22 protein-coding genes are annotated in these 23,862 nt (G+C 44.7%); 15 read left to right on the top strand and 7 right to left on the bottom strand.

The window, feature by feature from the left end:
- The first annotated feature begins 18 nt into the window (after positions 1-18).
- Entirely contained in the window at positions 19-1,392 is a 1,374-nt protein-coding gene (gene melB, locus VA249_RS05020) for a melibiose:sodium transporter MelB (protein WP_221069169.1), read from the top strand.
- 101 nt (positions 1,393-1,493) lie between these two features.
- Here melB and VA249_RS05025 read toward each other — a convergent pair whose 3' ends face one another.
- Positions 1,494-2,393: a LysR family transcriptional regulator gene (locus tag VA249_RS05025; RefSeq protein ID WP_221069170.1), complete on the bottom strand. Its 900-nt coding sequence runs from the start codon at positions 2,391-2,393 to the stop codon at positions 1,494-1,496.
- A gap of 139 nt (positions 2,394-2,532) precedes the next feature.
- On the opposite strand from VA249_RS05025, the gene VA249_RS05030 reads away from it, so the two are divergent.
- The 5 genes from VA249_RS05030 to VA249_RS05050 all read left to right on the top strand — a co-directional run bounded on the left by VA249_RS05030 (position 2,533) and on the right by VA249_RS05050 (position 6,661).
- Positions 2,533-2,931: a hypothetical protein gene (locus VA249_RS05030; RefSeq protein WP_225923926.1), complete on the top strand. Its 399-nt coding sequence runs from the start codon at positions 2,533-2,535 to the stop codon at positions 2,929-2,931.
- 55 nt (positions 2,932-2,986) lie between these two features.
- Positions 2,987-5,200: a protein-disulfide reductase DsbD family protein gene (locus VA249_RS05035; RefSeq protein ID WP_225927102.1), complete on the top strand. Its 2,214-nt coding sequence runs from the start codon at positions 2,987-2,989 to the stop codon at positions 5,198-5,200.
- Positions 5,197-5,709 (top strand): protein disulfide oxidoreductase, encoded by a 513-nt coding sequence (locus tag VA249_RS05040; protein ID WP_221069171.1) that lies wholly within the window; start codon positions 5,197-5,199, stop codon positions 5,707-5,709. The genes VA249_RS05035 and VA249_RS05040 overlap by 4 nt, the downstream gene beginning before the upstream one ends.
- Before the next feature lie 260 nt (positions 5,710-5,969).
- A complete protein-coding gene (locus VA249_RS05045; protein WP_221069172.1) occupies positions 5,970-6,326 on the top strand; it encodes a hypothetical protein in 357 nt (118 codons plus the stop codon).
- A gap of 11 nt (positions 6,327-6,337) precedes the next feature.
- Positions 6,338-6,661: a helix-turn-helix domain-containing protein gene (locus tag VA249_RS05050; protein WP_221069173.1), complete on the top strand. Its 324-nt coding sequence runs from the start codon at positions 6,338-6,340 to the stop codon at positions 6,659-6,661.
- 142 nt (positions 6,662-6,803) lie between these two features.
- Here the strand turns inward: VA249_RS05050 and VA249_RS05055 are convergent, their stop codons facing one another.
- A complete protein-coding gene (locus VA249_RS05055; RefSeq protein ID WP_221069174.1) occupies positions 6,804-8,474 on the bottom strand; it encodes a hypothetical protein in 1,671 nt (556 codons plus the stop codon).
- 314 nt (positions 8,475-8,788) lie between these two features.
- On the opposite strand from VA249_RS05055, the gene VA249_RS05060 reads away from it, so the two are divergent.
- Genes VA249_RS05060 through VA249_RS05075 form a run of 4 tightly spaced genes read left to right on the top strand, consistent with a single transcriptional unit; the run spans position 8,789 to position 12,807 of the window.
- Entirely contained in the window at positions 8,789-9,754 is a 966-nt protein-coding gene (locus VA249_RS05060; RefSeq protein WP_221069175.1) for a hypothetical protein, read from the top strand.
- On the top strand, positions 9,744-12,293 hold the full coding sequence (locus VA249_RS05065) for a hypothetical protein (protein WP_221069176.1): 2,550 nt from the start codon (positions 9,744-9,746) through the stop codon (positions 12,291-12,293). The genes VA249_RS05060 and VA249_RS05065 overlap by 11 nt, the downstream gene beginning before the upstream one ends.
- On the top strand, positions 12,290-12,475 hold the full coding sequence (locus VA249_RS05070; RefSeq protein WP_221069177.1) for a hypothetical protein: 186 nt from the start codon (positions 12,290-12,292) through the stop codon (positions 12,473-12,475). Before VA249_RS05065 ends, VA249_RS05070 begins: the two co-directional genes overlap by 4 nt.
- Positions 12,475-12,807 (top strand): hypothetical protein, encoded by a 333-nt coding sequence (locus VA249_RS05075; protein WP_221069178.1) that lies wholly within the window; start codon positions 12,475-12,477, stop codon positions 12,805-12,807. The genes VA249_RS05070 and VA249_RS05075 overlap by 1 nt, the downstream gene beginning before the upstream one ends.
- A gap of 135 nt (positions 12,808-12,942) precedes the next feature.
- Here VA249_RS05075 and VA249_RS05080 read toward each other — a convergent pair whose 3' ends face one another.
- Complete coding sequence (locus tag VA249_RS05080; RefSeq protein ID WP_221069179.1) at positions 12,943-13,968, bottom strand: DUF2955 domain-containing protein; 1,026 nt, start codon at positions 13,966-13,968, stop codon at positions 12,943-12,945.
- Between the two features lie 9 nt (positions 13,969-13,977).
- Positions 13,978-15,042, bottom strand: coding sequence for an HlyD family secretion protein (locus VA249_RS05085; RefSeq protein WP_221069180.1), 1,065 nt, complete (start codon positions 15,040-15,042; stop codon positions 13,978-13,980).
- A 114-nt stretch (positions 15,043-15,156) separates the two neighbouring features.
- Here VA249_RS05085 and VA249_RS05090 point away from each other — a divergent pair, with 114 nt between their 5' ends.
- Together VA249_RS05090 and VA249_RS05095 are read left to right on the top strand one after the other, a co-directional pair.
- Complete coding sequence (locus VA249_RS05090; protein WP_221069181.1) at positions 15,157-16,017, top strand: LysR family transcriptional regulator; 861 nt, start codon at positions 15,157-15,159, stop codon at positions 16,015-16,017.
- Positions 16,018-16,129: 112 nt separating this feature from the next.
- A complete protein-coding gene (locus VA249_RS05095; RefSeq protein WP_221069182.1) occupies positions 16,130-16,672 on the top strand; it encodes a hydrolase in 543 nt (180 codons plus the stop codon).
- A 99-nt stretch (positions 16,673-16,771) separates the two neighbouring features.
- Here VA249_RS05095 and VA249_RS05100 read toward each other — a convergent pair whose 3' ends face one another.
- Positions 16,772-17,668: a pyridoxal-phosphate dependent enzyme gene (locus VA249_RS05100; protein WP_221069183.1), complete on the bottom strand. Its 897-nt coding sequence runs from the start codon at positions 17,666-17,668 to the stop codon at positions 16,772-16,774.
- Positions 17,669-17,913: 245 nt separating this feature from the next.
- Here VA249_RS05100 and VA249_RS05105 point away from each other — a divergent pair, with 245 nt between their 5' ends.
- The gene (locus VA249_RS05105; RefSeq protein WP_221069184.1) at positions 17,914-19,152 is read left to right on the top strand and encodes a leucine-rich repeat-containing protein kinase family protein; all 1,239 of its coding nucleotides are present in this window, start codon (positions 17,914-17,916) and stop codon (positions 19,150-19,152) included.
- Positions 19,153-19,291: 139 nt separating this feature from the next.
- Here VA249_RS05105 and VA249_RS05110 read toward each other — a convergent pair whose 3' ends face one another.
- Together VA249_RS05110 and VA249_RS05115 are read right to left on the bottom strand one after the other, a co-directional pair.
- On the bottom strand, positions 19,292-20,578 hold the full coding sequence (locus VA249_RS05110) for a sensor histidine kinase (RefSeq protein ID WP_221069185.1): 1,287 nt from the start codon (positions 20,576-20,578) through the stop codon (positions 19,292-19,294).
- On the bottom strand, positions 20,575-21,252 hold the full coding sequence (locus VA249_RS05115) for a response regulator transcription factor (protein ID WP_221069186.1): 678 nt from the start codon (positions 21,250-21,252) through the stop codon (positions 20,575-20,577). Before VA249_RS05115 ends, VA249_RS05110 begins: the two co-directional genes overlap by 4 nt.
- Before the next feature lie 157 nt (positions 21,253-21,409).
- Between VA249_RS05115 and VA249_RS05120 the strand changes: the two genes are divergently transcribed.
- Positions 21,410-22,450: a glycosyltransferase family 2 protein gene (locus VA249_RS05120; protein ID WP_221069187.1), complete on the top strand. Its 1,041-nt coding sequence runs from the start codon at positions 21,410-21,412 to the stop codon at positions 22,448-22,450.
- A gap of 2 nt (positions 22,451-22,452) precedes the next feature.
- Entirely contained in the window at positions 22,453-23,859 is a 1,407-nt protein-coding gene (locus VA249_RS05125; RefSeq protein ID WP_221069188.1) for an ArnT family glycosyltransferase, read from the top strand.
- Positions 23,860-23,862 lie beyond the last annotated feature (3 nt).

Here is a 23,862-nt window from a genome sequence, read left to right on the forward strand (position 1 = left end):
CGACACTAAGGAACGATTATGTCTGATAAAATTACGCTACAAACCAAGCTGTCTTACGGTCTTGGCGCACTCGGTAAAGACTTTGCCTGTGCACCTATCTACATCTTCTTAATGTTCTACTTCACTGACGTAGCCGGCTTGTCTGCTGCTTTCGTTGGTACCATCTTCTTAGCCGCTCGTATTATTGATGCGATTACTGACCCAATGATGGGTGTGATCGTGGACAACACGCGCTCAAAATTCGGTAAATTCCGCCCTTGGATTGTGATTGGTACGTTATTAAACGCAGTAGTACTGGTTGGCCTTTTCAGTACTCACATGTTTGAAGGTACTACGCTTTACATCTACGCAGCAGCGGCATACATCCTTTGGGGTCTAACGTACACCATTATGGATATCCCTTACTGGTCAATGATTCCGGCGCTATCAAGCTCTCGCCAAGAACGTGAAAAGCTGGTGGTATGGCCACGTTTGTTCGCGAGCCTTGCATGGTTTGTTACTGGTACTTACGGTCTGCACATCGTGGGTGAGCTAGGTAACGGCAACCAAGGTGACGGTTTCTTCAACGTTGCGATGCTGATTGCGGTTCTGTTTGTAATGAGCGCATTCTTGATTGCTCGCAACGTAAAAGAGAAAGCAGCACCAGCTAACGCAAAACCAGCAGAGAAATTCAGCTTCAAAGACGTTTTAACTATCATCGGTAAAAACGACCAGCTTAAAGCGCTAATCGGCACGGTTCTGTCTTTCCAAATTGCGAACCTATTGGTTGGTGGCTTTGCGATTTACTACTTCTCTTACGCACTAGGTAACGCAGAGCTATTCCCGGTTTACATGGCGGTTGCAGGCGCAGCAGAAGTAGCGGGTGTGTTCTTGTTCCCTCGTATCGCTTCTCTACTACCACGTAAACTTCTATGGCCTATCGCTTGTGGCTTCCCAATTCTGTCTTGTGTACTTCTACTACTGATGGGTTTCATCGCTCCAGCTAACGCACTAATGATCGGTATGGCGGGTGCGGCAATTAAATTTGGTGTGGGTATCGCAAACGCGCTGCAAACGGTAATGCTGGCTGACGTTGTGGACTACGGCGAGCACAAAACAGGTCGTCGTAGCGAGAGCGTTATCTTCTCAGTACAAACCATGCTTGTGAAATTCGCAGGCGCAGCAGGTGGTTTCATTGTCGGTGTGGGTCTGTCTGTTGTGGGTTATGTGCCAAACGTAGAGCAATCAGCAAGTACCATCATGGGTCTAGAATTTATGATGATTGGTCTGCCAGCGATTATGATGACCATCAGTGGTGTAATTTACCAACGTTACTACCATTTGCACGAAGGCTTCAACAAAGAGGACGCTGAACAAGAATCTCAAGTAGAGAGCGTACCAGCACAAGCGTAATCGTTACGTTTTCACTTAAGTACCCCAACTCAATTTAGTCACTAAGATAAAGCGCCTCCAGATGGAGGCGTTTTTGTGATCAGGTTAGGGCAGAACGAACACTAAAACTCTTGTTCAAACTTGGTTTTGACGAAATCGATGAAGGTACGAAGACGTTTAGGTTGGTAACGGTCACGGTGAAAAATGGCGGATAGCGGTACGGATGGGATTTCCCATTCAGGCATCACTTTAATCAATTTGCCTTGCTCGACTTCCTCGTCACAGTAACTCAATGGCACACGAATAATTCCGTTACCGTGTAGTGCGCCCATCACAAGTGCGCGGCCGTTCTTACAACGCAGATTGCCTTTCACTATCACATCGCTGTGCTCTTTCGGGTTAGCAACGTTGCGGTAACTCCAGCGAGTGACTGAGCCCGTTAGCGTGCGGTGTTTCGCCAAATCTTTTGGTGTGACGGGTTCGCCATAGGTCTTCACGTATTTCGGGCTTGCAAGCGTGACCATATCAATCATCATTAGCTTACACGCCACAAAGCCTGCGTCTTCCAACTCGCCCATGCGAATTGCGACATCGAATTGATCTTCAATCAAATCAATTCGTGGTGAAGAAAAGTCTAAATCCACGACAACGTTAGGGTATGCCAACATGAATTCATTGACGTATTTGGCAATGATGTCCTCGCCGATGTAACCACCTACACAATTGATGCGAATCAAACCACGCACTTCTTGAGTGTCGTCGACAGCGGCGATCAAGGCTTGGTCGATGTCGTGCAGTGCTTTTTCACACTCTTGGTAGAAACGCTCTCCGGCATGAGTCAGGCGGAGTGTTCGCGTAGTGCGAGTCAGTAAGGTCACCCCCATTTGCGCTTCTAGTCCACTGATTTGGCGAGACACATGAGAACGAGAAACGGAGAGCGCTTCAGCGGCTTTGGTGAAATTACCCAGTTGCGCGATCAAAACGAACGAGCGAATGTCAGCAAGATTAACTTTATTGAGCATGTTGAATAACGTAATGAGATTGGAATCTTAAGACTATCACACTTCGTTACTAATCATATCGGTGGACATTGTGCTACTTCTTGAGCTTTTCATTTACTTGGGTATGATTCCCAACGTTTTCACATTGATTAACACGAGCATGTATTCATCCAGTTTACGCACTGTTGCCTCACAAAAAAATGGCAAATGGCTCCTAGCATTAATTGGCTGGGTTATTGTCGTGTGTCTGATGAAAAATGCAGGTTTGATGTTTGATTGCCCAATGCAATCGGAGCTAAGCGCTGAATCGATTTTGATTGATGGTGAAGCCAAAACCGTAAAAACAGAAAGCGGATACGGTTTAGATAAGTGTGAACTATCGGAAAAGCTGATTCAATTTGCTCAGCAGCAACTGGAAACCTTGGTTATTGCGCTGTTTGTTGGCTTTTTTACTTTGGTGGTGTGGCGCGGTTGCGCGGTTGCCAGAAAAAGGCAATGGACCGAACCGATAGCCCGAAAATATCGAGTTCATCTCACTCTGTGTGTATTCCGTGAATGACAAGTCCCTAATGACGAACCTCGTCCATTACACTTGTTTTTAATTAGGAATAACTATGAATTACATCTCTAAAACGACGCGCACAACGCTATTGTTTATCACGACGCTAGTTGTGAGTGTCTGCTCGCTATTTGTTCAAGCACAGCCTTCACTTCAGGCACAATCCCTATTTCAGGCCCAAGCAATAAGCCAAAATCCAACGACTATTCAAGCGTCTAGTCATGCTCAGCCCTCTGCCCATATTTCGGATACTGATACAGGATGGCTTACGAACCCGCAACACCCGCCAGTACAAACGCGTCTGGTGCTTACCGGGCAGCAAGATCGTCAAGCCAAAACCGTAACAGGATACCTTGATGTCAAACTCAGTGGCGATTGGAAAACCTATTGGCGTTCGCCGGGTGAGGGAGGCGTTGCGCCCTCAATTAAGTGGGACAATTCTCAGAACCTGACGAACGTAGATTGGCAATGGCCTTATCCTAAAAAGTACGAGCTACTTGGTGTCGAGACGTTAGGTTACAAAGGGGATACCGTTTTCCCGATGACGTTCCATGTTGAATACATGAGCAAGCCTGTGATGATTGATGCGACCCTGACGTTGTCTTCGTGTACCACGATCTGTGTGCTAACGGATTACCACATTCAACTCGCTTTCATTCCGTCTTATTTGCAAATCAATGAAGACGCGATGTTTACTTATGCACAAGCTTTGAGTCGTGTACCGCAAGCCTCACCATTTATTGATGTGACCCAAGCGATTTGGGATGCCGAGCAATCTAAGCTCCAAGTTACGGTGAACAACACACAAGGTTGGAGTACGCCAGAAATATTGGTCGATGGCGCAGAGGACTTCACTCGAGATTACAGTTTTAAACTTGAGGAAGTACAGCATGAGGGCAATACCCTAACCGCCAATTACCGAGTAAATTCGTGGCTTGGTAAAGTGAATTTGGCCAACCAAGGCGTGTTGATTTCTGTTAAGGACAATAACTTATTGGCAGAGGAGGCCACATTGGCCAGATCTGGGGTTATTACCGAGGCTCTGCCGAACACGCCGCTATCAAGCATCTTTTTGTTTGCGCTATTGGGCGGTTTGATTCTTAATATTATGCCGTGTGTACTACCGGTGTTAGGCATGAAACTAAGCAGCATTGTTGCTGCCCAAGGTGTCGAACGCCGCCAAATTCGCACCCAATTTATTGCTTCTTCATTAGGAATTTTGACGTCGTTTTGGATTCTTGCAGGCTTTATTTTGGTCCTTAAACTGACTGGCAGCGCAATTGGTTGGGGCGTTCAGTTCCAAAGCCCTTGGTTCCTTGGTGTGATGGTATTGGTCACCGCGCTATTTGGTGCCAACATGTTAGGCTTGTTTGAAATTCGCTTATCATCTGGTGCGAATACCTGGCTAGCGTCTAAGGGCGACAATTCACTGTTTGGTCACTACGTTCAAGGAATGTTCGCAACTCTATTGGCGACACCATGTTCAGCACCGTTTTTAGGCACTGCTGTTGCCTTTGCTTTAGGGGCGGATGTGGTCACCTTATTTGCTGTTTTCACTGCATTGGCAATAGGCATGGCTCTACCATGGATTGTCGTCGCTATCTTCCCTAGTATCGCATTGAAACTGCCTAAGCCAGGGCAATGGATGAACGTTGTGAAAATCGTGTTTGGTATCATGATGCTGGCAACCAGTGTTTGGTTGTTGTCTCTGTTGGCGAATCACTTACCAATATTCTGGGTAATACTCATTGGCTTAGTTGCGTTTATTTACATCATGGTTTGTGTGAAGCGTGTCTATGGCGATAAAGCGTTGGCGTTATCTGGTGCCGTATCTTTAATACTGATTGCTGGTGGCCTAGTGTTGGGTAGTATGACGACTAAACATTGGGCCACACCATTGCCAGAAGATTTGGCGTGGCAGAAGTTATCAAGTCAAGCTATTACGGATCACGTGGAAAATGGTCGTGTTGTATTCGTTGATGTAACAGCGGATTGGTGCGTTACCTGCAAAGCCAACAAGATAGGGGTAATCTGGCAAGATCCGGTGTATTCAATGTTGCAAAGCCCAAATGTGGCAACCTTAAAAGGCGATTGGACGCATCCAAACGGTTCCGTTACTGACTTCTTGCGTGCGCATGGTCGTTTTGGCGTGCCGTTCAACATCGTTTATGGTCCTGCTGCCCCAGAGGGTATCCCTTTGCCTGTTATTCTAACTGACGAAGTGGTCGTTAAAGCCATCGAACGGGCAAGCGGAGGCGTGACGAAGTGAGTACTGTAAAAAAGCACAAGTCGTTCAAGTATTGGCTTAGTCAAGCGTTGCAAATAGTACTCATGGTGACCGTACTGTCTATTGGTATGGATTGGTATCGGACCAAAGACATTCCCAACGAACAAGCACCGCCTCTGAGTGCGATCATGGCCGATGGCGAATTTGTCGATGTGATTGCCAAAAGCCATGAAGAACCCGTTGTGGTGTACTTTTGGGCAACGTGGTGTCCGGCGTGTAAGTTTGTCAGTCCAAGCGTAAGTTGGTTGAGTGACTACTATGAAGTGGTGGCGGTGTCGGGATCTTCTGGCCCAAAGGAAAGGGTCGAGCAATTTATGCAGGTCAAAGATTATCAGTTTAACAATATCAATGATCCCAATAGCCAAATTATGCGAGATTGGCATATCAGCGTCACACCAACCATCTATGTGATAAAAGAGGGTGAAGTGAGTTCAATTACCACTGGTGTGACAACACCGATTGGAATGCTAGCACGGATCTGGATGGCATAATTACGATGTCTAGCACGTCGATTTTCTGCTCGCTTTTACAATGTAATAAGTGTGCAAGAGGGCATGACGTGCTAAATTTTTTAATCTTGATTGTGAGCTATTGATAAGGTTAAATAACGTAAGTGTTTGAAATAATAGTACTGTCATGTCAGTGTCACTACGGTTGAATATGACAATAGTACGACAGTCATCCAGACGTCGTTGGAGAGAAAGGATTTTTTCGGCACGCTTGGAGAGTCAAACAAAAATAGGGAAATATGATGCAAACAGGGAAGACGATTTTAACCAGTTACTTCGAGTGGAAAGGGCATGATATTACTGTTCAATGCTCAATGTTGAGTGGCAAAGAATGGATTTATGTTGATGATGTGTTGGTCTCAGAAAAACGCAATTGGCGTTTAAAATCGAGCCACCCGATTAACATTGAGAACGACGATTTAGAGATTCAATTACACATGCACTTATTTGGGGCTGTCGCAGTTTATTTAATACGCGACAAAAAATGTGTGGATGAGTACAAATTTGGTATGACTCATCGTCAAGTTCTTAAAGGTATATCTATCGCTTTTGTTAGTGGGTTGTTTTTTGGATTAGTAGCAACTGCCGTCGCAACATAAGGGGTAGATGGATGCAATTAGACACCTCAAAAATTCGTAACCTTAGACAAAGCCGGGCTTGGACACAACAGCAATTGGCCGATATCTGTGGCTTGAGTTTGCGTACTATTCAAAGGGTAGAACTGCATGGCAGCGCCTTACTTGAAACTGGACGCTCTCTCGCTTCTGCATTTGAAATAGACTATTCCATGTTATTAGTCGCTGCGCAGGAAGACGGTGCAGGTAGCGATATTGGCCAAGATCCTAGTCCACTACCTAATGCGTTAGTTATTGGTGTAGGAACATTTAGTTGTGGCGTCGCCGTTGGCGCACTTGCGATGCTTGTCATTCAATAGAGGTTCGTTTGAACTGTTAGATATGCTCACTCTCTAGAGTCCATCTGAGTGAAGAAAGCACAGAAAGATCCGGGTTTGACATCGAGTCTTTCTGCTTTTAGTCAGTGCAATCTAGAGCTATTTTTATTGGTGAAATCTAGCGTTATTTCAGTTTAGCAAGATAAGCCAACAGTTCTTTTTTGTTGTCACGAACTCGGTATAGAGTGTCCATAATTGGCTGAATCAAATCACTCGCATTTTTGTTATTGGCTTTGTTCGTATTGCGAGACTTGAGCGCGACACCAACCATAAATAGCCCAAACAGACCTGCACCTAACTCTAGGGTTCGGGTTTGGTAGATGAGTGCCCCACATCCTACCGCGACTAATAGCACCAAAAACTTTGACAGTAGGCTTGTTTCACCGTAATCATGTATTGATTCAGGCATTTCCCAACGGCCTTTACTGATGTTGTAGTAGTACTCACTATACGTTCGATACCTATCATTTTTCTGACGACGAGAGTAGCCAATCAACAGGTAATCACCCACTTCAGTGTGCGCCATTAAAGAGTCAGGTAGCCATTGTTCAAAAATCTCGCCGGTTTCATCCTCTACGGTGAGTTTCCCGGATAATTTAGAATCGCGAACACGATGTCTAGTGGTTTTCGTGTCGTAAAAACCGTGTTTATCGCGAATCGTGTAGGTTTCAGTGTAGGTTACATCGCTCACATCGGTATTCATGTTGCGGTCTGTGACCTGAACCATATAGCACCAAGCGCTACCATCAAATTTCTCATTTGGACTTAGCGCATGACGGTATATGAATTCCTGTTGGTGAGACTGATAAAACTCTTTCATTTTATCTAGGCGCATCTCACGAATACTTTTTTTAGAGGATTCTTTGGGTTGAGGTTCCTCTAAAAGCAGTGGCGACTCTGTGGTTTCATTCATACAAGCGACAGAGTCAGGTTCATTTTCTGATGAAGGCTGCAGATTCTGATGGATAGTTTGACTTGTTCCGCATTGAGGGCAGTACATTAGGTCTAATTGAATGCGGTGATCGCAAGCCCCACAAAAGATATCATCATCACGATTTGTGCGTTCAACCTTATGGAAACCGAGCTGGTATTTACTTATCTCTAAAATTTTTGCCAAGGTTGCGGTAATGCTTTCTTTACGGGCGAATTCTTTTTGGAAAGCAGTAACGTTGCTGTTATATAGAGGCACCATGCAGGCTACGCTAATAAAAATGCCAACTAGAATCGCGCCATCACCCATATCTGACATACCAGCCACGAGTGCGGTGGCGATAATTGCCAGTATCAGGCCGAGACCGATAAAGCCTCCCATGCGGGGCTTGCTGCAGTTATAGTGATTGGTTAGGGTGGATACTTGCCCATCATCATTGTGAAGAATGACGCCAGAAGCGAGCAAGTCATTAGTCACAATCCCTTTTGCTGCATCGTCTAATAGGTAGTGTAGATTAATGCCAGTTGGCTCAAGTAAGCTGATGACAGTACCATTTTTTAGATTGTTGAAAGCCTTGTTTTCAGCGTTGATGCTGATCTGTTTTACTTCACCATCGGCATTTTCTAGGGTAACCCACCAATAGGAAAAGGTAATGTTGCCGCCTTTATTACGACGCTTGTAATAGAAACTATTTTTTAGACGACCTGTAAAGGTTTTGGCTTCTGGGCAAGATTGAATTAAGTCATCAAGTAGGTTTGGTTCGATATCCGTTAACGTGAGCAACTTTTTGCTTTCCTCAACTTCCTCTCCGCATTGAGTGCAAAATTTATCCTGAAGATACAGGCCGTTACCGCAATGGTGCATTGGTCATCCTTACTATGAGCCGATAATAAACCGGCGCAGATTAGCTGAATGAAAAATATTTGATGAAAGAATCTAGTATTTGGAGTGCGTATTTGTGAGTTACATCAACAATCAACAGTTATATATTTTGCTTTAGGTGGATTTGTTAATTTTTTGTATTGAGGTACAAATGCGAGACCGCTAATAAAAATGCGAGTGGTTGTATATTGAGCGAGTAAAAAAATAAAAGTGAGCAATGTGCTCTTAGTCAATTAATGGCATACAAAATAATGTAAAATTCGCCGAATTTTTGAAATTGGAACAGAAAACCCAAAATGAAACGGAATATATGTTGGATTGTACTGTTGTTAGTATTAGCCGGTTGCTCTAGTCCTCCACCTATCCCTTATGAAGCACCTACATTGTCATTCACGCTCAATTTACCAGATTATGCTGATGAATCAGTAAAGAACAGTGAGTTACAAGATGCACTTGTGCAACGCGGCTTAGTGCTCGATCGCTTTGGTCGAATTGTACCTTTGGACGAGGGTAGTTGCCTTTATCCGATAGCGACTCGTACTGCTTTGCTCAAAGAGCTTGAACAGTACCAATCTTCTTCGTTTGGTTACACTCTTGTCTCCTTAAAAAAACAAGGTGATGATTACTTCTTTTTCCCAAACGATAGTCGTTCACAAACACTTGAGTCTTTAACTGTTTCTTTTGATAGTGTTTTGTTTGATTTGACGAGCATTGATAAGGGAACCTTAGTTCGAGATTGGGCAACGCATTTTGCTTACCTTGACCAAACATTGTTGGTTACTGGCGAGCAGCATAAGCTTTTAAAGAAAAAGCACCTGTCATTTGCTTCAAGGAATATTTTGATTGCGACTGGTCAACGTGCTTCTTCCGTGGGTGAGCTGTCGATGCAATTTGTAGATGCGGTAGATATGCCTCGCGCTTTAGTACTTAGTCAAGGTGATGTTTTACGCAGCTGCCAAGCTCTGACTCAGGGCACGATGATCAGTGTGCCTACCGAACGCTATAGCCGAGAAAGTGCCAAATCTCAGGTAAAACTTGTTTCATTGTTGCCCGCTGATGCGGATTTTAATCAACTTAAGCAGCAACAGTCTCTGCTATCAACTGGGCGCTACCTAACCTATCGAGGTGATATTGCGATTTTGATCGACCGATGTTCAGCGGGGCAAGGTCAGAGTAACCAAGCGTTGTGCCACTCCAAAGCTGACGATAGCAGTGCACGTAAAAAGAAAGTGATCGTCTTTGGAGGCAAACATGGTGCCTAACCAAAACGTGACCGCAACGAAACCCAACAAGGGATCTATTCCAATTCTGTTGCTGCTTTTTATCGTTCTACCTGGCCTACTTGCTTATATGTGGGTTGAGGTGTCGTTAAATACTGTGCTCGTACAACTCTATGCATCAGGCCTAGAAACTTTAGTGGGCGAATATGCGCAGTTGGCTGAACATGTTGAGTTGATTGGTCGTATCGTCAGTGGATTTGGTTTGGCGTTAGCGGTCGCAACTGCGATTCCGAAGCACATGCTGGCGTTAAACATGGTGCCATTTTTTGGTGCTTTCAGCCGTCGCTTTGTGGTGTTTATGCTGCTTTGGGTCGCATCGGTACCTGCGCTGCGCATCACGGTTGATCAACTGGTCATCTCGACATCGCCAGAAACTAAGCTTGCTGCAGTACGATCACTCTTGTTTAAAGAAGTGTTAGATCGCCAAATGGTGGTTTTTGATCGTGCTGAGGCTATGAACTCGATCGTTGCCGATGACGAACGTCGTAAGCTTCTCGTTGCATTATTGCCATCATTGGCTTTGATGTCTTCTGCTGTTGATAGCACGATTGCCGCTCAGACCGAAAATATGATGGTCACTTTGATGGAGCGTGATCAAGAAGCGTATTTTAATAGCAAAATTTTCCCTCTATATAAGCAAGCACGAGCACAATACGATAAAGAGCTAAAACATTATTTGGCAACTCAAAGAGCGATTGCAAAAATTCGTCAGGATTATACAGGGCCAAGTGCGTTTAAGCGTGAATTTGGTGAGTTGCAACGTAAAATTGATGCGCAATTGGCTCAAGAATGGCTGGTTTATCAGCAAGGTTTTGATAATGAAGCGGAATTTGTTGAACCTTTAGTTAAACGTTATGTAGAAGTTTATCGTGGGCAAGTTCAACGCCTACGTGCGAAAAGCTGTGATTCTAATTGTGTCGATGCATTACGCCAACAGTGGCACGACTATATGCAAAATGAAATAGATTCGGGCCGAATTGCAGGTTTACGTCTATTGAGTTTAGATGATGAGCCTTGGTTATATCACAAGTACTTAGCCGGTATTACGCGGTCATTTAGAGCCAAACTGCAAGATGCTCGAATCGCTTATCTGGAGCACCGATACCCGTTTGACGATGATCTAGATCAACATGAATTCGTTACCCAACCTGCCATTAAGCAAATCGTGGTGCAAGTTGCTCGGGATCAAGGTTACAAAGTGTCGGCAACGTGGTCACGCACTGACTCAACGCCGATTCGCCGTTCGTTGCAAGAACGTGCTCGTGTAGAAATTGATAAAACATGGCGTCAATATCAAGCTACTAGCAAACTAAAATTTAGCAATCGAAATATGGATAAGGTCGATATTGCTAAGCACAGTAGCACTCGAGCGATGTTCAAGCAGATCTTAAAAGAGCATTACTATAGTAGCTACCAACATACGACAGGGCGCGAACAACTATTTAAACGTTGGGTGGCATCACTAGACAACGCAAACTTTGTGCGTATGTTAACCGATGCAACGGCACAATCGGCGTTTGCACCAGGAGGGATGTTCTATCAAATAGGTAGTGATGCGGTTCGTTTATCATTCATCCCTCCTGTGGCGATTACTGCGAGTTTGTTTGCTATCTTCTCCCTGCTTTTCCAATTTGGTCGTGCCAGTTATCAAAGCAACCGTGTGATAGGCGTCAGTTATTTTAGTGTGATTGGTATCGGGATTGCCTTAATAGGTACTGTCGGAATTAATCATAGAAACTCATACGCAATGGCCATGAATGAGTTTATTGAACAGACGGTTGTACAGACTGCTGAACTGAACTTGTTGGATAAAGCGACAGCCACATTATTGGGCGGCATCATCGATATTGAAGAGTGGTTATTGCATGTGACTGGTGGCCAAGGGTTAACCGCGCTGTCAGGTATGATTGATACACAGGCACAGAGTGAGCGACCTAACAACATTTACCGTACTTTTGAACAGACTCAACGATTTGACCAGTTGGCACGAGATTTGGTTGTTATATCAGGCCAAGTTGAGGTCCCTTACGACTTTAACGTCGCTGTCATTAAGCGCGATGAAAGGATGGGATTTTATGCTGGTTTGAATTATGGCAGCGATGGTCAGTTAGAGGAAGTTGCGTTGCCAAACATCTTGGCTAGTAAAGAGGTTGGCTATCTATTGGATCAGAAATGGTTCCTCAAGCCAAATCCAGCCCAAGATGCTTTGTTGCTATTACAAAACTATGACTCAATGGAAGGTTGGAAAGAGATCAAGCAGATGGGGCGAGTGTCTATACGCGAACTTCTTGAACAGCGAGCATTGACCGTGATGCAGCGATCCAATAATCCTCAAATAAAGCGAATTCATAATACGGATAGAGAACGCTATAACAGTTTGATTTTTGTTCAACGTGGTAATGGGAGTGTTTATGAGTGTTTTCAGATGCCGCCATTAACCATTGAAAATTTGTTGCAGATTTCTCGCCAACAAGAAGTTGAAGGCCAGAGCCGATTTAAATGTAGAGGGGATCTGTTTTGATTACAAAATTGAAGCAAGCCATTAAGTCTCATCGCTGGTTGATCATTTCAGCATTAGTGGCTTATGCGGCAGCGACGGGCTTAGTGCAATACCAATCCTACTTGCAGGATCAAACATTGCAGGAACTGCAGCGCACTGCAGAACGAATTAAATTTAAATTGAAATTAGTAGGCATGGAATAATGAGTGAGCAAGCAATATCTGAGCAATTGGCTAGTGAGAATGAAAGCAAGTCGGGTTGGCTATCGATTGATAAGTTAGTTGTGATTATTACCGCGGCCTCCACACTGTACTTTATGCATGCGGAACATCGTGAAAATATGAACAATATTCAGCGCACGACACAAGTTTTGCAGAAGTACGAGCGCCAACTTGATCTTGCCATTAGTGCGGACAAAAACGTGCTTGATACTTATCAAACAAACTTAAAAAAAGTATTGGGTTCGCTTGATCGTGAGCAAAAGCTATTACTTGAACAGCTTGTTGCGATAGACAAACAAACTTCTTCGAAATAGTAACTATTTTTCAAGAAAAAACATAATAAGGTCGATATGTTAGGGTCAACAGACGCTAGTATCGACCTTTCTTCTATGCATTATTCGATTCAGAACAAGAATCTGGATCTGAATATTTGGAGCATCATATAGACATTATGCGCCATTCTCGCTCATTCCCCGTATCTCGGGATGCTTGAGCAGTACAATACGAATCCAATGGTGCACCACCCACATCACCATAGCAGTGAGCAATACTGCGACAAATATTGAACTGAAGCGATACAATATAGAGAAGAACGCGTCTTTCTGCTCAGGTACTAATGACGTGGTTAGTGGAACTGAAAGTGCAGACATCGCAGAAAATGCAATTGCGCCTTTCACTTGTCCTTTTGTTAACCAGAGACAAAAGGGGCCCATCGCGATAGTGAACGCAAGCCAGAATAATAATCCGTGACCAAACCAACTTCCCAAGATTAGTTGAACTGCCATTCCCGCCATGCAGCCTAAAGCCGTGCCGATAATGCGGATTTTTGCCATTGCCATTGAACCAGCCAGTGTCATTGGCGTAAGGATGATGAGTATTGAAGCCTGTGCAGAAAGGGAGTCGTACAAATCACCTACTTGGAACACGACAAATGCCGCCATTGCCACCACCCAGCCCATGGCAACTTGGCTAATGTAGTCGATATCGCTTTTCACTGGCGTGGTCATTTCGGTTTGAACCATTTTAGATTCCGGTTCAGGAAACAACCAATAGGCGAGCGCGCAAACAAAGATGTTACAAAACGAGATAACCCACAAGTTAACGTTGAATTCTTCAATATCGATAAAGTCGTAGCTAGCAAAGTTGAGCACGATTGAACCCACTAGCAGACCCATGTAACCGAATAAATAGGTTTTTGGGTTCATCATTGCGATGCATTTGAACAGCATCATGATACCAACAGCAGCCAACATCAACGTAGGATGGAACTGAAGGTACTCCAAAATAAACGTAGCTTGTACTGTGCTCCAAACCGCAGAGAACAGCACCATGAGCACCATAGGGAGACTAAAATGGTCTAAACGGCCAAGCACAAACAGCGGAAGCATGACAGCAAAGAAGCCATAAGACCAACCAAACAGCATGCTCAAGGCCAATCCCATCGAGCAACCAAACCAAATTCGTAAGGTTTTCATGATCATCACCTAATAGACAAAGTGGAACCAGCTCGCAAGGTAGATCTGTGCTTTAGCCATCAGTTGCCAAAATGGACTGTTGTCTGGGTAGAGCACAATGGTAGCGCGTGAGCCCACAAACAGAGAGGGCGGCAATGCTTCTTGGCTCGTTAGATTCACACGGGTGCGCTGCGCGTCGCGAACCCAGCGGTTATTGGCCTCAACTTTGGTCAACGCACCATTTGGTGTCTGCTGCGCAGCTGCCACACCGTAGTCTCGGCTGGATAAATCGAAGTCATAGACCGCACCAGGATTGGCATCAAATGCGACTAACGCATGGTAGGTTTTATCGACACTCGCAACCGATTTTTCACGAAAGTCCGCAGCAACCCACATGGAGCCTGTCGGCACAAATGTCAGCATTGGCATGTTGGTGTTTGCCATAGATCCGACTTCCAATTGTAAGTTGGTTACCACGCCATTACTTGGTGCCAGCACCTCTGTATTGGCAAGATCAAGTTGTGCCTTTTCAATCCCATTTTGTGCGATTCTTACTGCAGTACTCTGACCTTTTTTTGCGCCCAACTGCGCTTCAATGACTTTTAAATTTTGCTGTTCGGCTTTGAGTGCCGAGCGAGAAACTTGGTTTTGTGCAAAAGCATTATCGAGAGTGGACTGAGAGATGACTTTTTGACTCGACAGTTTTTGCAAACGCATGTACTCACGATGTGCATTATTGTAAGTAGCTTGAGCTCGAGCGATGTTGGCAATGGCTGCCTCGCGTTGAGAGTAAAGCGTGGCTTCTTTCTCATATGCGGATTGCAAAGACAACTTAGCTTGTTCAAGTGCAATTTTGTATTTGCGATCGTCGATTTTAAACAAGACATCGCCTTTGAGGACGGATTGGTTGTTATCAATTAAGACCTCGATGACTTTGCCTGAAACTTCTGGTGCGACTTGGACGACGTAACCTTGAACGCGCCCTTCTGTGGTAATGGGAGCATGGCGATCAGCAATGATAATGTAGAAAAATAGCACAATGAATAGGACAATAAGTGTTCGCATCCAGTGTTTGAATTTATGATCCGCTGTCATAAGAGATTCCCGAATTTTTGATGCTGGCAAGCAAATAATAGAGCGAATTATAGAGAAGTTGATCACATTTCAGTAGAATCGAAATAAGAACATGAATGACCTAAAAGTAGGACAATGAACGTTAGTTTTGATGATCTTTATTTGTTTAGCCAAACCATCGTACATGGCGGCATCAGCGCAGCGGCAGAGGCCAACCAATTGCAACGCTCGAAAGTGAGCCGCCGTTTGCAAGAATTAGAAAGAGCTTTGGGCTGCCAATTGTTGATTCGTACCACGCGAACCATAGAGCTAACAGAACACGGGAAGCGCCTATTTGAGTTAGTAGGGCAACCGATTGAACATATTCAGCAAGGTTTGAATGTGATGGACGACTATCAGCAGGAACTGACAGGAAAAGTACGGTTAGCGATCCCATCGGCATTGATGAGCTCTGCGGCGTTTAACTCGATCATTAATGAATACACCACGCGTTATCCTGATATGTCGGTGGAGATTGAAAATCACCAAGAGAGTGTTGATCTTAAGCGTCAAGCGTTCGATCTTCAGCTGTTACCGAGCGTAGCGAAAGTCTCTGACGACAGTTACGTGCAGTTCAGTTTATTGCCATATCGAAGCCATTTTGTCGCCTCGAAAGGGTATCTTGATACCCATCCTCCGCTTGAAAGCATTGATGACCTTGAGCATCACCGATTGTTAACTAACCGCTATAACGCAGATTTGTTGGATCCCAAATACCATGTCACTGTGAAATCGGATGATTTGAACCTATTGCGCTTAATGGCGATTGCGGGCAACGGCATCGCTTTTATTCCTCAAGTACATTCTAAGCCCGCGCTAGAAGATGGCCAGCTCGTTGAAGTGCTGCCAGAGTACTCACATTCGCAACAACATCTGACGTTGATCTATCCGTCTAATCTTTTTTTACCAAATAAAGTGAAAGCTTTGATTGAGCTATTTCGAGAAAAATTCCAATAGCGTGAGCGAACAATGACTTTGCATGATTGGTTTATTAGGTTAAAGGGAGATTTTGATACATTGTCTCTATCTCTCATGGGCCTTTCATGGGCGCGTTTCATAGGATATGAGTATGCTGTCGAAAAACACCACTGGTTTAATTGTTGTCGATGTGCAAGGTAAGCTTGCTAGCTTAATGCACGAAAGCGAGGCCTTGATTGAAAATATCACTAAGTTGGTAAAAGGGGCGAAAGCACTGGATTTACCCATCGTTTGGCTAGAACAAAATCCTGAGCGTTTGGGGCCAACGGTAGAGCCTATCCGTGAAGTGTTGGCAACCGACCATCTAGCAATCGCGAAGTACACGTTTGATGGCTGCAAAGCGTCCACGTTTAAACTTGCGGTAGAGAATACCAACGTCGACACATGGTTGGTGTGCGGGATTGAAGCGCATATTTGTGTGTATCAGACTGCGGTTTCGCTGCGCCAAATGGGTTTCCGAGTAGAGCTAGTAACGGATGGGATCTCTTCTCGAACGCCTGCGAACAAAGCACTAGCATTGGCAAAACTGACCGCAAGTGGTGTTGGTTTAACTGGCGTAGAAATGTGCTTGTATGAAATGGTCGAAGATTGTCGTGCGTCAGTATTCAAAGAGATTTTGACGCTAATTAAATAGTAGAAGTTAGGATCTACTTATCTTTCTTTGTAAAAATCAGCTCGAAAGGTCAACAGACCCTAATTAGTTGACGGATTTCATTTAGCCAATAGATCTTAGTTAGTCGAACTCACGCTGATATCTTGGCAGCATCGATTCGTTGCCAAGTAACCCGCCTTGATGAATGTAGATGAGGGTTTTGTCTTCGTTCTCCGCTAGCCATGGTTGTAAACATTGCCACATATAAGGGTCATAAAGCAGGTCGAATTCAATATGAGTTTGATCGTGCAATGCTTGCCATGTTTCGTAATCACCTTGATATAAACGACCAAAATGATGCTTGTCGCGCACAGCCAGAATGGTTGGGTGGTTTTCCTGTTCGAGCATATTGAATTGTTCGGTTAGGTAGTCTGCATCCCCAACGCAAGCACAGGTGAGCACTTCTATTCCATGAGGTTTGAGGTGCTTACTTAAGTACAGTGCCGTGGTCCCAGTGCCTGATGGCAATGCCACCACAAATTGTTTGTTGCCCTCTAACCGTGTCCAGTCAAGGATCTCCATAGCGAGTCGCTTTACGCCGGCTTCAGAAATACTGGCTCGTCCACCCTCTGGTATGAATAGTGTCGTTTCATCAAGTCCACGAACCTGTTTGATGTATTCACTTGGATGAAGCGCGGACTCGACTTCCTGCATCGCAGTGATTTGCATCCCTAGATCAACGGCGCCACGATAGTTACCTAAAGGGAATTGCTTCAACCATGATGGGATGTGTTGAACATAAAACTCAAACTGCCAGCCTTTAATTTGTGCTAGAGCAGCCAGCGAATACATGGCATTCGATTGAGCAGAACCATAGCTGATCACGGTGCGAATGTTGTTATGATGTTCTTCCAATAACGCCATAAATTTTCGTGCTTTGTTCCCAGAAAAATGAGAATGCAGCATGTCATCACGTTTGATGAAGAAAGTGTGGCCGTTAAAGCAATGCTGAGTGATTGGACTTTCAGAGAGTTTCATGCGACTGCTGACGTGCTTACCACGTGACCTTTTGGTTGAGAGGGCACGTAGTGTAACGTCAATAAAGCCAGATAAAAAGCCAGTACTGCTGCATTTTAGTTTCTTCTTGTTACGTTAAACCTGTTTGTGCTCTTAGTGCTTAAATTATAGAAATTTCAGTATTTCTGTTGTTTCTCTGTTCTCGCTTTTCTAGTTTAAGCCACGTAAACTGCGCGCCTCAATTTAGACAATAGGAAAGCTTAGGTTTGCAGACTCTAGAACAACTAAAATCAGGGCAATTATTAGGAATCAAACAACTCAAGTTAGCTGAGGGGCTAACGGATTTTCCTATGGAGATTATAGAGCTTGCAGACACACTGGAAGTGTTAGACTTATCGGGTAACTCGCTTTCGGAGCTTCCTGAAGCACTGGAAAAGCTGACGAAGCTAAAAATCATCTTTGCTTCTAACAACCGATTCACGCATTTGCCAGATGTGTTGGGAAAATTGCCAAGTCTTGAGATGGTCGGGTTTAAAACCAACAAAATTAAAACAGTAAGTGAAGCGTCACTTCCTGCTCAGTTACGTTGGTTAATTTTGACTGACAATGAGATTGAAACACTTCCCAACAGCCTAGGTGAAAGACCGAGATTAAAGAAGCTGGCGCTAGCGGGAAACCAAATCAAGCAACTGCCAAACAGCATGAAAAACTTGGTTAATCTGGAGCTAATTCGTCTCTCGGCTAACCAACTTGAATGTTTTCCTGATGTATTGACGCAGCTACCAAAGCTGGCGTGGTGCGCTTTCGCAGGGAATCCTTTTTGCCTGCATCCCTCTTCATTAGACAGTGTGCCTAAAGTCTCGAAGAGCAGCTATTCACTCAATCACGTGCTAGGGCAAGGGGCGAGTGGGGTGATCTCCCATGCCAATTGGCTGGATTTGGATTACGATTTTCCAAATGAAGTGGCCGTAAAAATATTCAAAGGTGAAGTGACCAGTGATGGTTTCCCACAGGATGAGCTCGAAGCCTGTTTGCAGGCGGGGCAGCATAACAATTTGGTGAAGTCGATTGCACAAGTTGATGACGTTACTGAGCTTGCGTTGGTGATGGAACTTATTCCTGACAACTACTACAACTTAGGCTTGCCACCAACACTAGATACCTGCACAAGAGACACTTTTCCTGTTGGCTTCTCACTGACAATTAAGCAGATTACTCTTATCGTTGAACAGATGATTGATGTGTTTCATCACTTGCACGACAACAAAGTGTGTCATGGCGATCTGTATGCGCATAACACTTTGGTCAATGCGCAAGGACAGATGATATTTGGCGACTTTGGCGCGGCAAGCATTTACGGTTATTTATCGCAGGAGCAGCAAACGGCAATCAGAACGATCGAATCTCGCGCGTTACGATTTTTCATTGATGATTTGCTGTCTGTTTGTGAGCAATCGGAAGTAGGGTGTGATGAATATCAACGCCTAGCAGAACTGCACATTTAGAACGAAATAAAGCTAGAACGAAATAAAGCTAGAGCGAATAAAACGTCATATCTGTATTCTGAGGCCTTGGTTTGCGCCAATTTTAACGTTTGTCTGGCACAAATCGAGGCCTCATGTATTTATGCCAAGATCGCTTCGGTTACTCTTGATGTTCTGAAGCGATTTTAATCACAGCCTCACAGCCGCCTTTTGGGTGTGTAGCGATTTTAAATTGCCAGCCATATCGTTGGCATAAGTCATCGACAATCATTAATCCTAAGCCATGACCATCGGAGTGAGGAATATCAGAAAGCCCATCCCCTTCATCTCGAACTGAAATTTGCTTATCGTCCATGTGGACGTGAATCGCACCGGATGGTGTTGCCGCGATGCCATTACGGACAAGGTTGCCTAAAATAATAGTCAGCACAGCATTGGTAGCACGCGTGGTTGGATGGCCATCGATTTGTATATCGAAATCAAGATTTTTTTCATCGGCTTGAGCTTGGTTTTGCGCAATGACTTGTTTTATTTCTTGCTCAGTAATACTTCTTGTTGGTGAATCATCGGTGTTTCGCTCATAACGAACTAACCCTAGTAGTGCATCAACCATGGTCGACATCTGTTGCGTCGCCTCTTGAATACGATGGACTTGTCGCGATTGAAAATCCGTATTAGCACTTTTAGCCAACATACTGCTTGAGCCTTTCATGACAGTCAGTGGCGTGCGTAACTCATGGCTGGCATAGCGAGCAAAGGCTTGTTCTCGTTTGATGACCTGGTTAATCTTATGACGGTACTCATTGAGCTCCGTTGCCAGAGCCTGAAATTCTTTAGCGGAGCCCTCTGGCACACTAAAAGTTTGCGTTGGGTCACCTTGGTGCTGATCCAATTGATTTTTCAGCGAGTTAACGGGTTCGATTAAGCGTTGAGAAAGCTTGAGTAATAGATTGCCGAATAAAAAAATCAGCACCGCCACCACAGAAAGCACCATGGCGACCACCATAATGAATTCTTCAGACGTAATTTCGACTTCATCGATAAGTGAGATAAGAATGATGGGATGCTCTTTACCTTGGTAAGTGTAAGTACTCATATAGATCATTCTTGAATACCGTTCGTCCCCAACTTCATCAAGAAAGTGTTTTTTGCCAATGAGGTACGATTGGTACTCTTTTGGGACTAACGCGACATCGTTATAGGCGATGGTTAATAAATCGAGTTTAAGGCGGCCTTGCTCGGGATAAGCTTGAAAATGTTCTATGGCTTCTTTTTTGTCGATCATGATGCGGCGTTCACCAACACGATCTTCCGACCAAAGCAGCGAACCTGTGATGATACAAAAACAGAAAATACCAATGACAACCGAGACTAGAGAGAAAAACAGCGCAAGGCGACCCGTCATACTTTGCGTGCTTTGTGAACTCGATAGTAATCGGTGAATCATGCCCCAGACTCCAAACGGAAACCCACTTTAGGGATGGTCATCAGTAAGTGTTTTTCGAACGGTTTGTCTAATTGATTACGTAGTTGATAGATATGGCTACGCAATACGTCATTATTTGGCTCATTTTCTTGCCACAGGCGAAATGCCACTTCTTCACGGGTAACCAGATCGGGGGCACTTTTCACGAGCATTTCTAAAATGGCGTAAGTGGTTGGGTTTAAGGCAAGTAATTTGTCCTGGCGATACGCTTTGCGGGTTTTTTGGTCAATAGAAACCTCTCCGTATACCAATTTGCTCGATGCCACGGTGCCACGGTAACGACGAATCAATGCGGTCATGCGCGCTTCTAGAATATCCAGATCAAAAGGTTTGGTGAGGTAATCATCGGCACCGTGTTGGAACCCTTTGAGCATATCATCTCTGCTGTCGAGCGCAGTGAGCATCAAAACCGGTGTGTTGTTGCCGGCATCGCGGAGTTTATTACAGACAGTGAGGCCATCCATACGAGGTAACATCAAGTCGAGTAAGATGATATCGAATGTGTTTTCCATCGCTAATTTAAGGCCGAGTTCACCGTTGTCCGCATAGTCAAGTTCCATACCTGCACACTCAAAATAATCGAACAGCATACCTGCAATTTCTCGATTATCTTCCACTAACAGAACACGTTTCATGTATTGCTCTCCAATTCGGCGTTTTTTGAGGTTACTTGGTGGTATGTGCCTTAACCGAACATTATGCACTAAGGGTGTGAAAAAGATGTCAACAACAACTCTTTCACGCCGTTCTTTGTAAGCTACATCCATTCATCGGATACAGTGGAAGAGTAGCATGACAACCTTCAATATTCACGAAGCAACCTTTTCAAAGGTGAGCCAACACACTGAGCCTCAAACAGTTTTGTCTGTTGTAGTGCCGTTCTTTAATGAGCAAGAAGTCTTACCTGAATTTCATCGCCGCTTAACTGCTGTATTGGATGGTATGCCTGAACTCTGTGAAATTATCTATGTTGATGACGGCAGCAAAGATAACAGTTTAATGATTGCACAGAACTTTATGCAGTCCACGAGTGACATTCGATGTATTGCGCTTAGTCGCAACTTCGGTAAGGAATCGGCGATGAGTGCCGGTCTAGAGCATTGCCGAGGTGAAGTGGTGATCGTGATTGATGCGGATTTGCAAGACCCGCCAGAGCTTATTCCAAAAATGGTCTCTAAATGGCGCGAGGGTTATGACGTGGTTAACATGCAGCGCAGCGAACGCCACGGTGAAACTTGGTTCAAACGCTTCTCGGCCGCTTGCTTTTACAAAGTGCTTAATAGCATGGCGAAATTAGATGTACCGGAGAACGTCGGTGATTTCCGTCTATTGAGCGCAGAAGTCGTTAAACACATTAATGCGTTACCAGAGCGCAATCGATATATGAAAGGCATCTTTTCTTGGCCGGGATTCAAGCAGGCAACGGTTCAATTTGAGCGTGATGCTCGCTTTTGTGGCGAAACCAAATGGAACTACCTCAAACTCATTGGTCTCGCGATGGACGGCATTACGTCATTCTCTATTCGACCACTGCGCTTAGCGACGGTCGTTGGTGGACTTGTTGCGTTGAGTGCCTTTGTTTATGGCGCATTGATTGTGATGAAGACGGTCGTGCTTGGTGACCCCGTTTCTGGTTATCCATCAATGATGGTAGTGCAGCTTGCGTTGGGAGGCATTCAGCTACTGTCTATCGGCTTATTAGGGGAGTACATCGGTCGTATTTTTGTCGAAACCAAACAACGCCCACTGTATCTCGTTCAATCCGTTTACGAGCAACCGGCAAAGCATCAAACCATCCCGCCTTTAAAGTTTAAATTAGGAGAAACCGCGTAATCATGAGTATTAATAAAACCCACCTGTGGTTGTTATTGGCATTTGCTCTTGTACTTCGCCTCATTTCACTCGCGGCTTATCCTTTGATGGACACCACTGAGGCGCGTTATGGCGAAATGGCGCGTTTAATGGTGGAAACAGGCAATTGGCTAACGCCTCAATTTGATTATGGGGTGCCTTTTTGGGGTAAGCCGCCTCTGTTTACATGGATGAGTGCGTATGGCATTGAACTTTTTGGTTTGAATGAGTTTGCGGTGCGAGCACCTCATTGGTTGGCGGGCGTTGTAACCATTGCATTGGTGGCTTTTATGGCTTATCGGGCAGGCTTTAGTGCACTGATTGCTGCGTTAGTGCTGGCCACGTGTGGCATTTTCTCTATCGCTGCTGGCGCAGTCATGACGGATATGGCTCTGACGTTAGCAATGACGATATCGATGGTCGGTTTTTATTATTGTTGGTTGGGCAAAGATAAACACAGTCGATTGTGGGGCTACTTGGGCTTCTTTGGCTTGGCGTGTGGCTTATTAGCTAAAGGGCCTGTCGCCATTGTGATTATGGGGATAGCTGTATTTCCATGGCTTGTACTGCAGCATGGTTTCTTTGGTGCATTTAAAGCACTGTGGAAACGATTCCCGCTCTTATCCGGCTTGGCTCTGATGCTGGTGGTTGCCTTACCTTGGTACATTATGGCAGAACGTGCGACGCCGGGTTTCATTGATTATTTTATCGTTGGTGAACACTTTAAGCGTTTTGTTGTGAGCGGCTGGGAGGGGGACTTATATGGTTCTGCTCATGATGAACCTCGCGGTATGATTTGGCTGTTCTGGTTACAGTCTGCAGCGCCTTGGTCTCTAGTTTTGCCGATATTGGCGTGGAAACGCCGTAACGTATTGAAAGCAATCGAGACAGATCATCAAGGGCTATTTAGTTTCTTAATGTGCTGGTTAATCTCACCTATGATCTTGTTTACGATGGCAGGGAATATTCTTCCTGCTTATGTACTACCGGGCGTGCCAGCGTTAGGTATCTTGATTGCTATGCTGGTGGATAAGCACGACTTTAAATGGCTGACCGGCACCGCAGCGGTGTTACCCGCATTGCTGATGATCGCGATGTTAGTACTGAATATGGGTAAGGCAGACAGTAAGAGTGACCGCGTGATATTTGAAAACATAGTTGATAGTGCACCTGCTTTCTATGTTGGTAAACGCCCATTTTCCGGCCAGTTTTACAGTCAAGGGCAAGCGAAGAAACTCGACAGTGTAAACGAACTTAACAACCTGAAAACGTTTCACTTAATTGGTAAGTCGGATGAGGTGGATGCTTTGATTCACAAGCAAGCCTTGAGCTGCTCCCCTGAGTTTACTGCCAAATCAAAGCGCTCGCTTTATACCTGTGTCACAGGGTAGGGC

This window comes from Vibrio alfacsensis (assembly GCF_019670485.1).
In the GTDB taxonomy this organism is placed as follows: Bacteria; Pseudomonadota; Gammaproteobacteria; order Enterobacterales; family Vibrionaceae; genus Vibrio; species Vibrio alfacsensis.

Excerpts from the sequence above, each read along its gene's own strand:
- VA249_RS05060 (WP_221069175.1), top strand. The coding sequence starts at position 8,789 with ATGAAACGGAATATATGTTGGATTGTACTGTTGTTAGTATTAGCCGGT.
- VA249_RS05115 (WP_221069186.1), bottom strand. The coding sequence starts at position 21,252 with ATGAAACGTGTTCTGTTAGTGGAAGATAATCGAGAAATTGCAGGTATG.
- melB (WP_221069169.1), top strand. The coding sequence starts at position 19 with ATGTCTGATAAAATTACGCTACAAACCAAGCTGTCTTACGGTCTTGGC.
- VA249_RS05090 (WP_221069181.1), top strand. The coding sequence starts at position 15,157 with ATGAACGTTAGTTTTGATGATCTTTATTTGTTTAGCCAAACCATCGTA.
- VA249_RS05050 (WP_221069173.1), top strand. The coding sequence starts at position 6,338 with ATGCAATTAGACACCTCAAAAATTCGTAACCTTAGACAAAGCCGGGCT.
- VA249_RS05120 (WP_221069187.1), top strand. The coding sequence starts at position 21,410 with ATGACAACCTTCAATATTCACGAAGCAACCTTTTCAAAGGTGAGCCAA.
- VA249_RS05080 (WP_221069179.1), bottom strand. The coding sequence starts at position 13,968 with ATGAAAACCTTACGAATTTGGTTTGGTTGCTCGATGGGATTGGCCTTG.
- VA249_RS05075 (WP_221069178.1), top strand. The coding sequence starts at position 12,475 with ATGAGTGAGCAAGCAATATCTGAGCAATTGGCTAGTGAGAATGAAAGC.
- VA249_RS05030 (WP_225923926.1), top strand. The coding sequence starts at position 2,533 with ATGTATTCATCCAGTTTACGCACTGTTGCCTCACAAAAAAATGGCAAA.
- VA249_RS05035 (WP_225927102.1), top strand. The coding sequence starts at position 2,987 with ATGAATTACATCTCTAAAACGACGCGCACAACGCTATTGTTTATCACG.
- VA249_RS05095 (WP_221069182.1), top strand. The coding sequence starts at position 16,130 with ATGCTGTCGAAAAACACCACTGGTTTAATTGTTGTCGATGTGCAAGGT.
- VA249_RS05025 (WP_221069170.1), bottom strand. The coding sequence starts at position 2,393 with ATGCTCAATAAAGTTAATCTTGCTGACATTCGCTCGTTCGTTTTGATC.
- VA249_RS05100 (WP_221069183.1), bottom strand. The coding sequence starts at position 17,668 with ATGAAACTCTCTGAAAGTCCAATCACTCAGCATTGCTTTAACGGCCAC.
- VA249_RS05125 (WP_221069188.1), top strand. The coding sequence starts at position 22,453 with ATGAGTATTAATAAAACCCACCTGTGGTTGTTATTGGCATTTGCTCTT.
- VA249_RS05065 (WP_221069176.1), top strand. The coding sequence starts at position 9,744 with ATGGTGCCTAACCAAAACGTGACCGCAACGAAACCCAACAAGGGATCT.
- VA249_RS05045 (WP_221069172.1), top strand. The coding sequence starts at position 5,970 with ATGCAAACAGGGAAGACGATTTTAACCAGTTACTTCGAGTGGAAAGGG.
- VA249_RS05085 (WP_221069180.1), bottom strand. The coding sequence starts at position 15,042 with ATGACAGCGGATCATAAATTCAAACACTGGATGCGAACACTTATTGTC.
- VA249_RS05055 (WP_221069174.1), bottom strand. The coding sequence starts at position 8,474 with ATGCACCATTGCGGTAACGGCCTGTATCTTCAGGATAAATTTTGCACT.
- VA249_RS05110 (WP_221069185.1), bottom strand. The coding sequence starts at position 20,578 with ATGATTCACCGATTACTATCGAGTTCACAAAGCACGCAAAGTATGACG.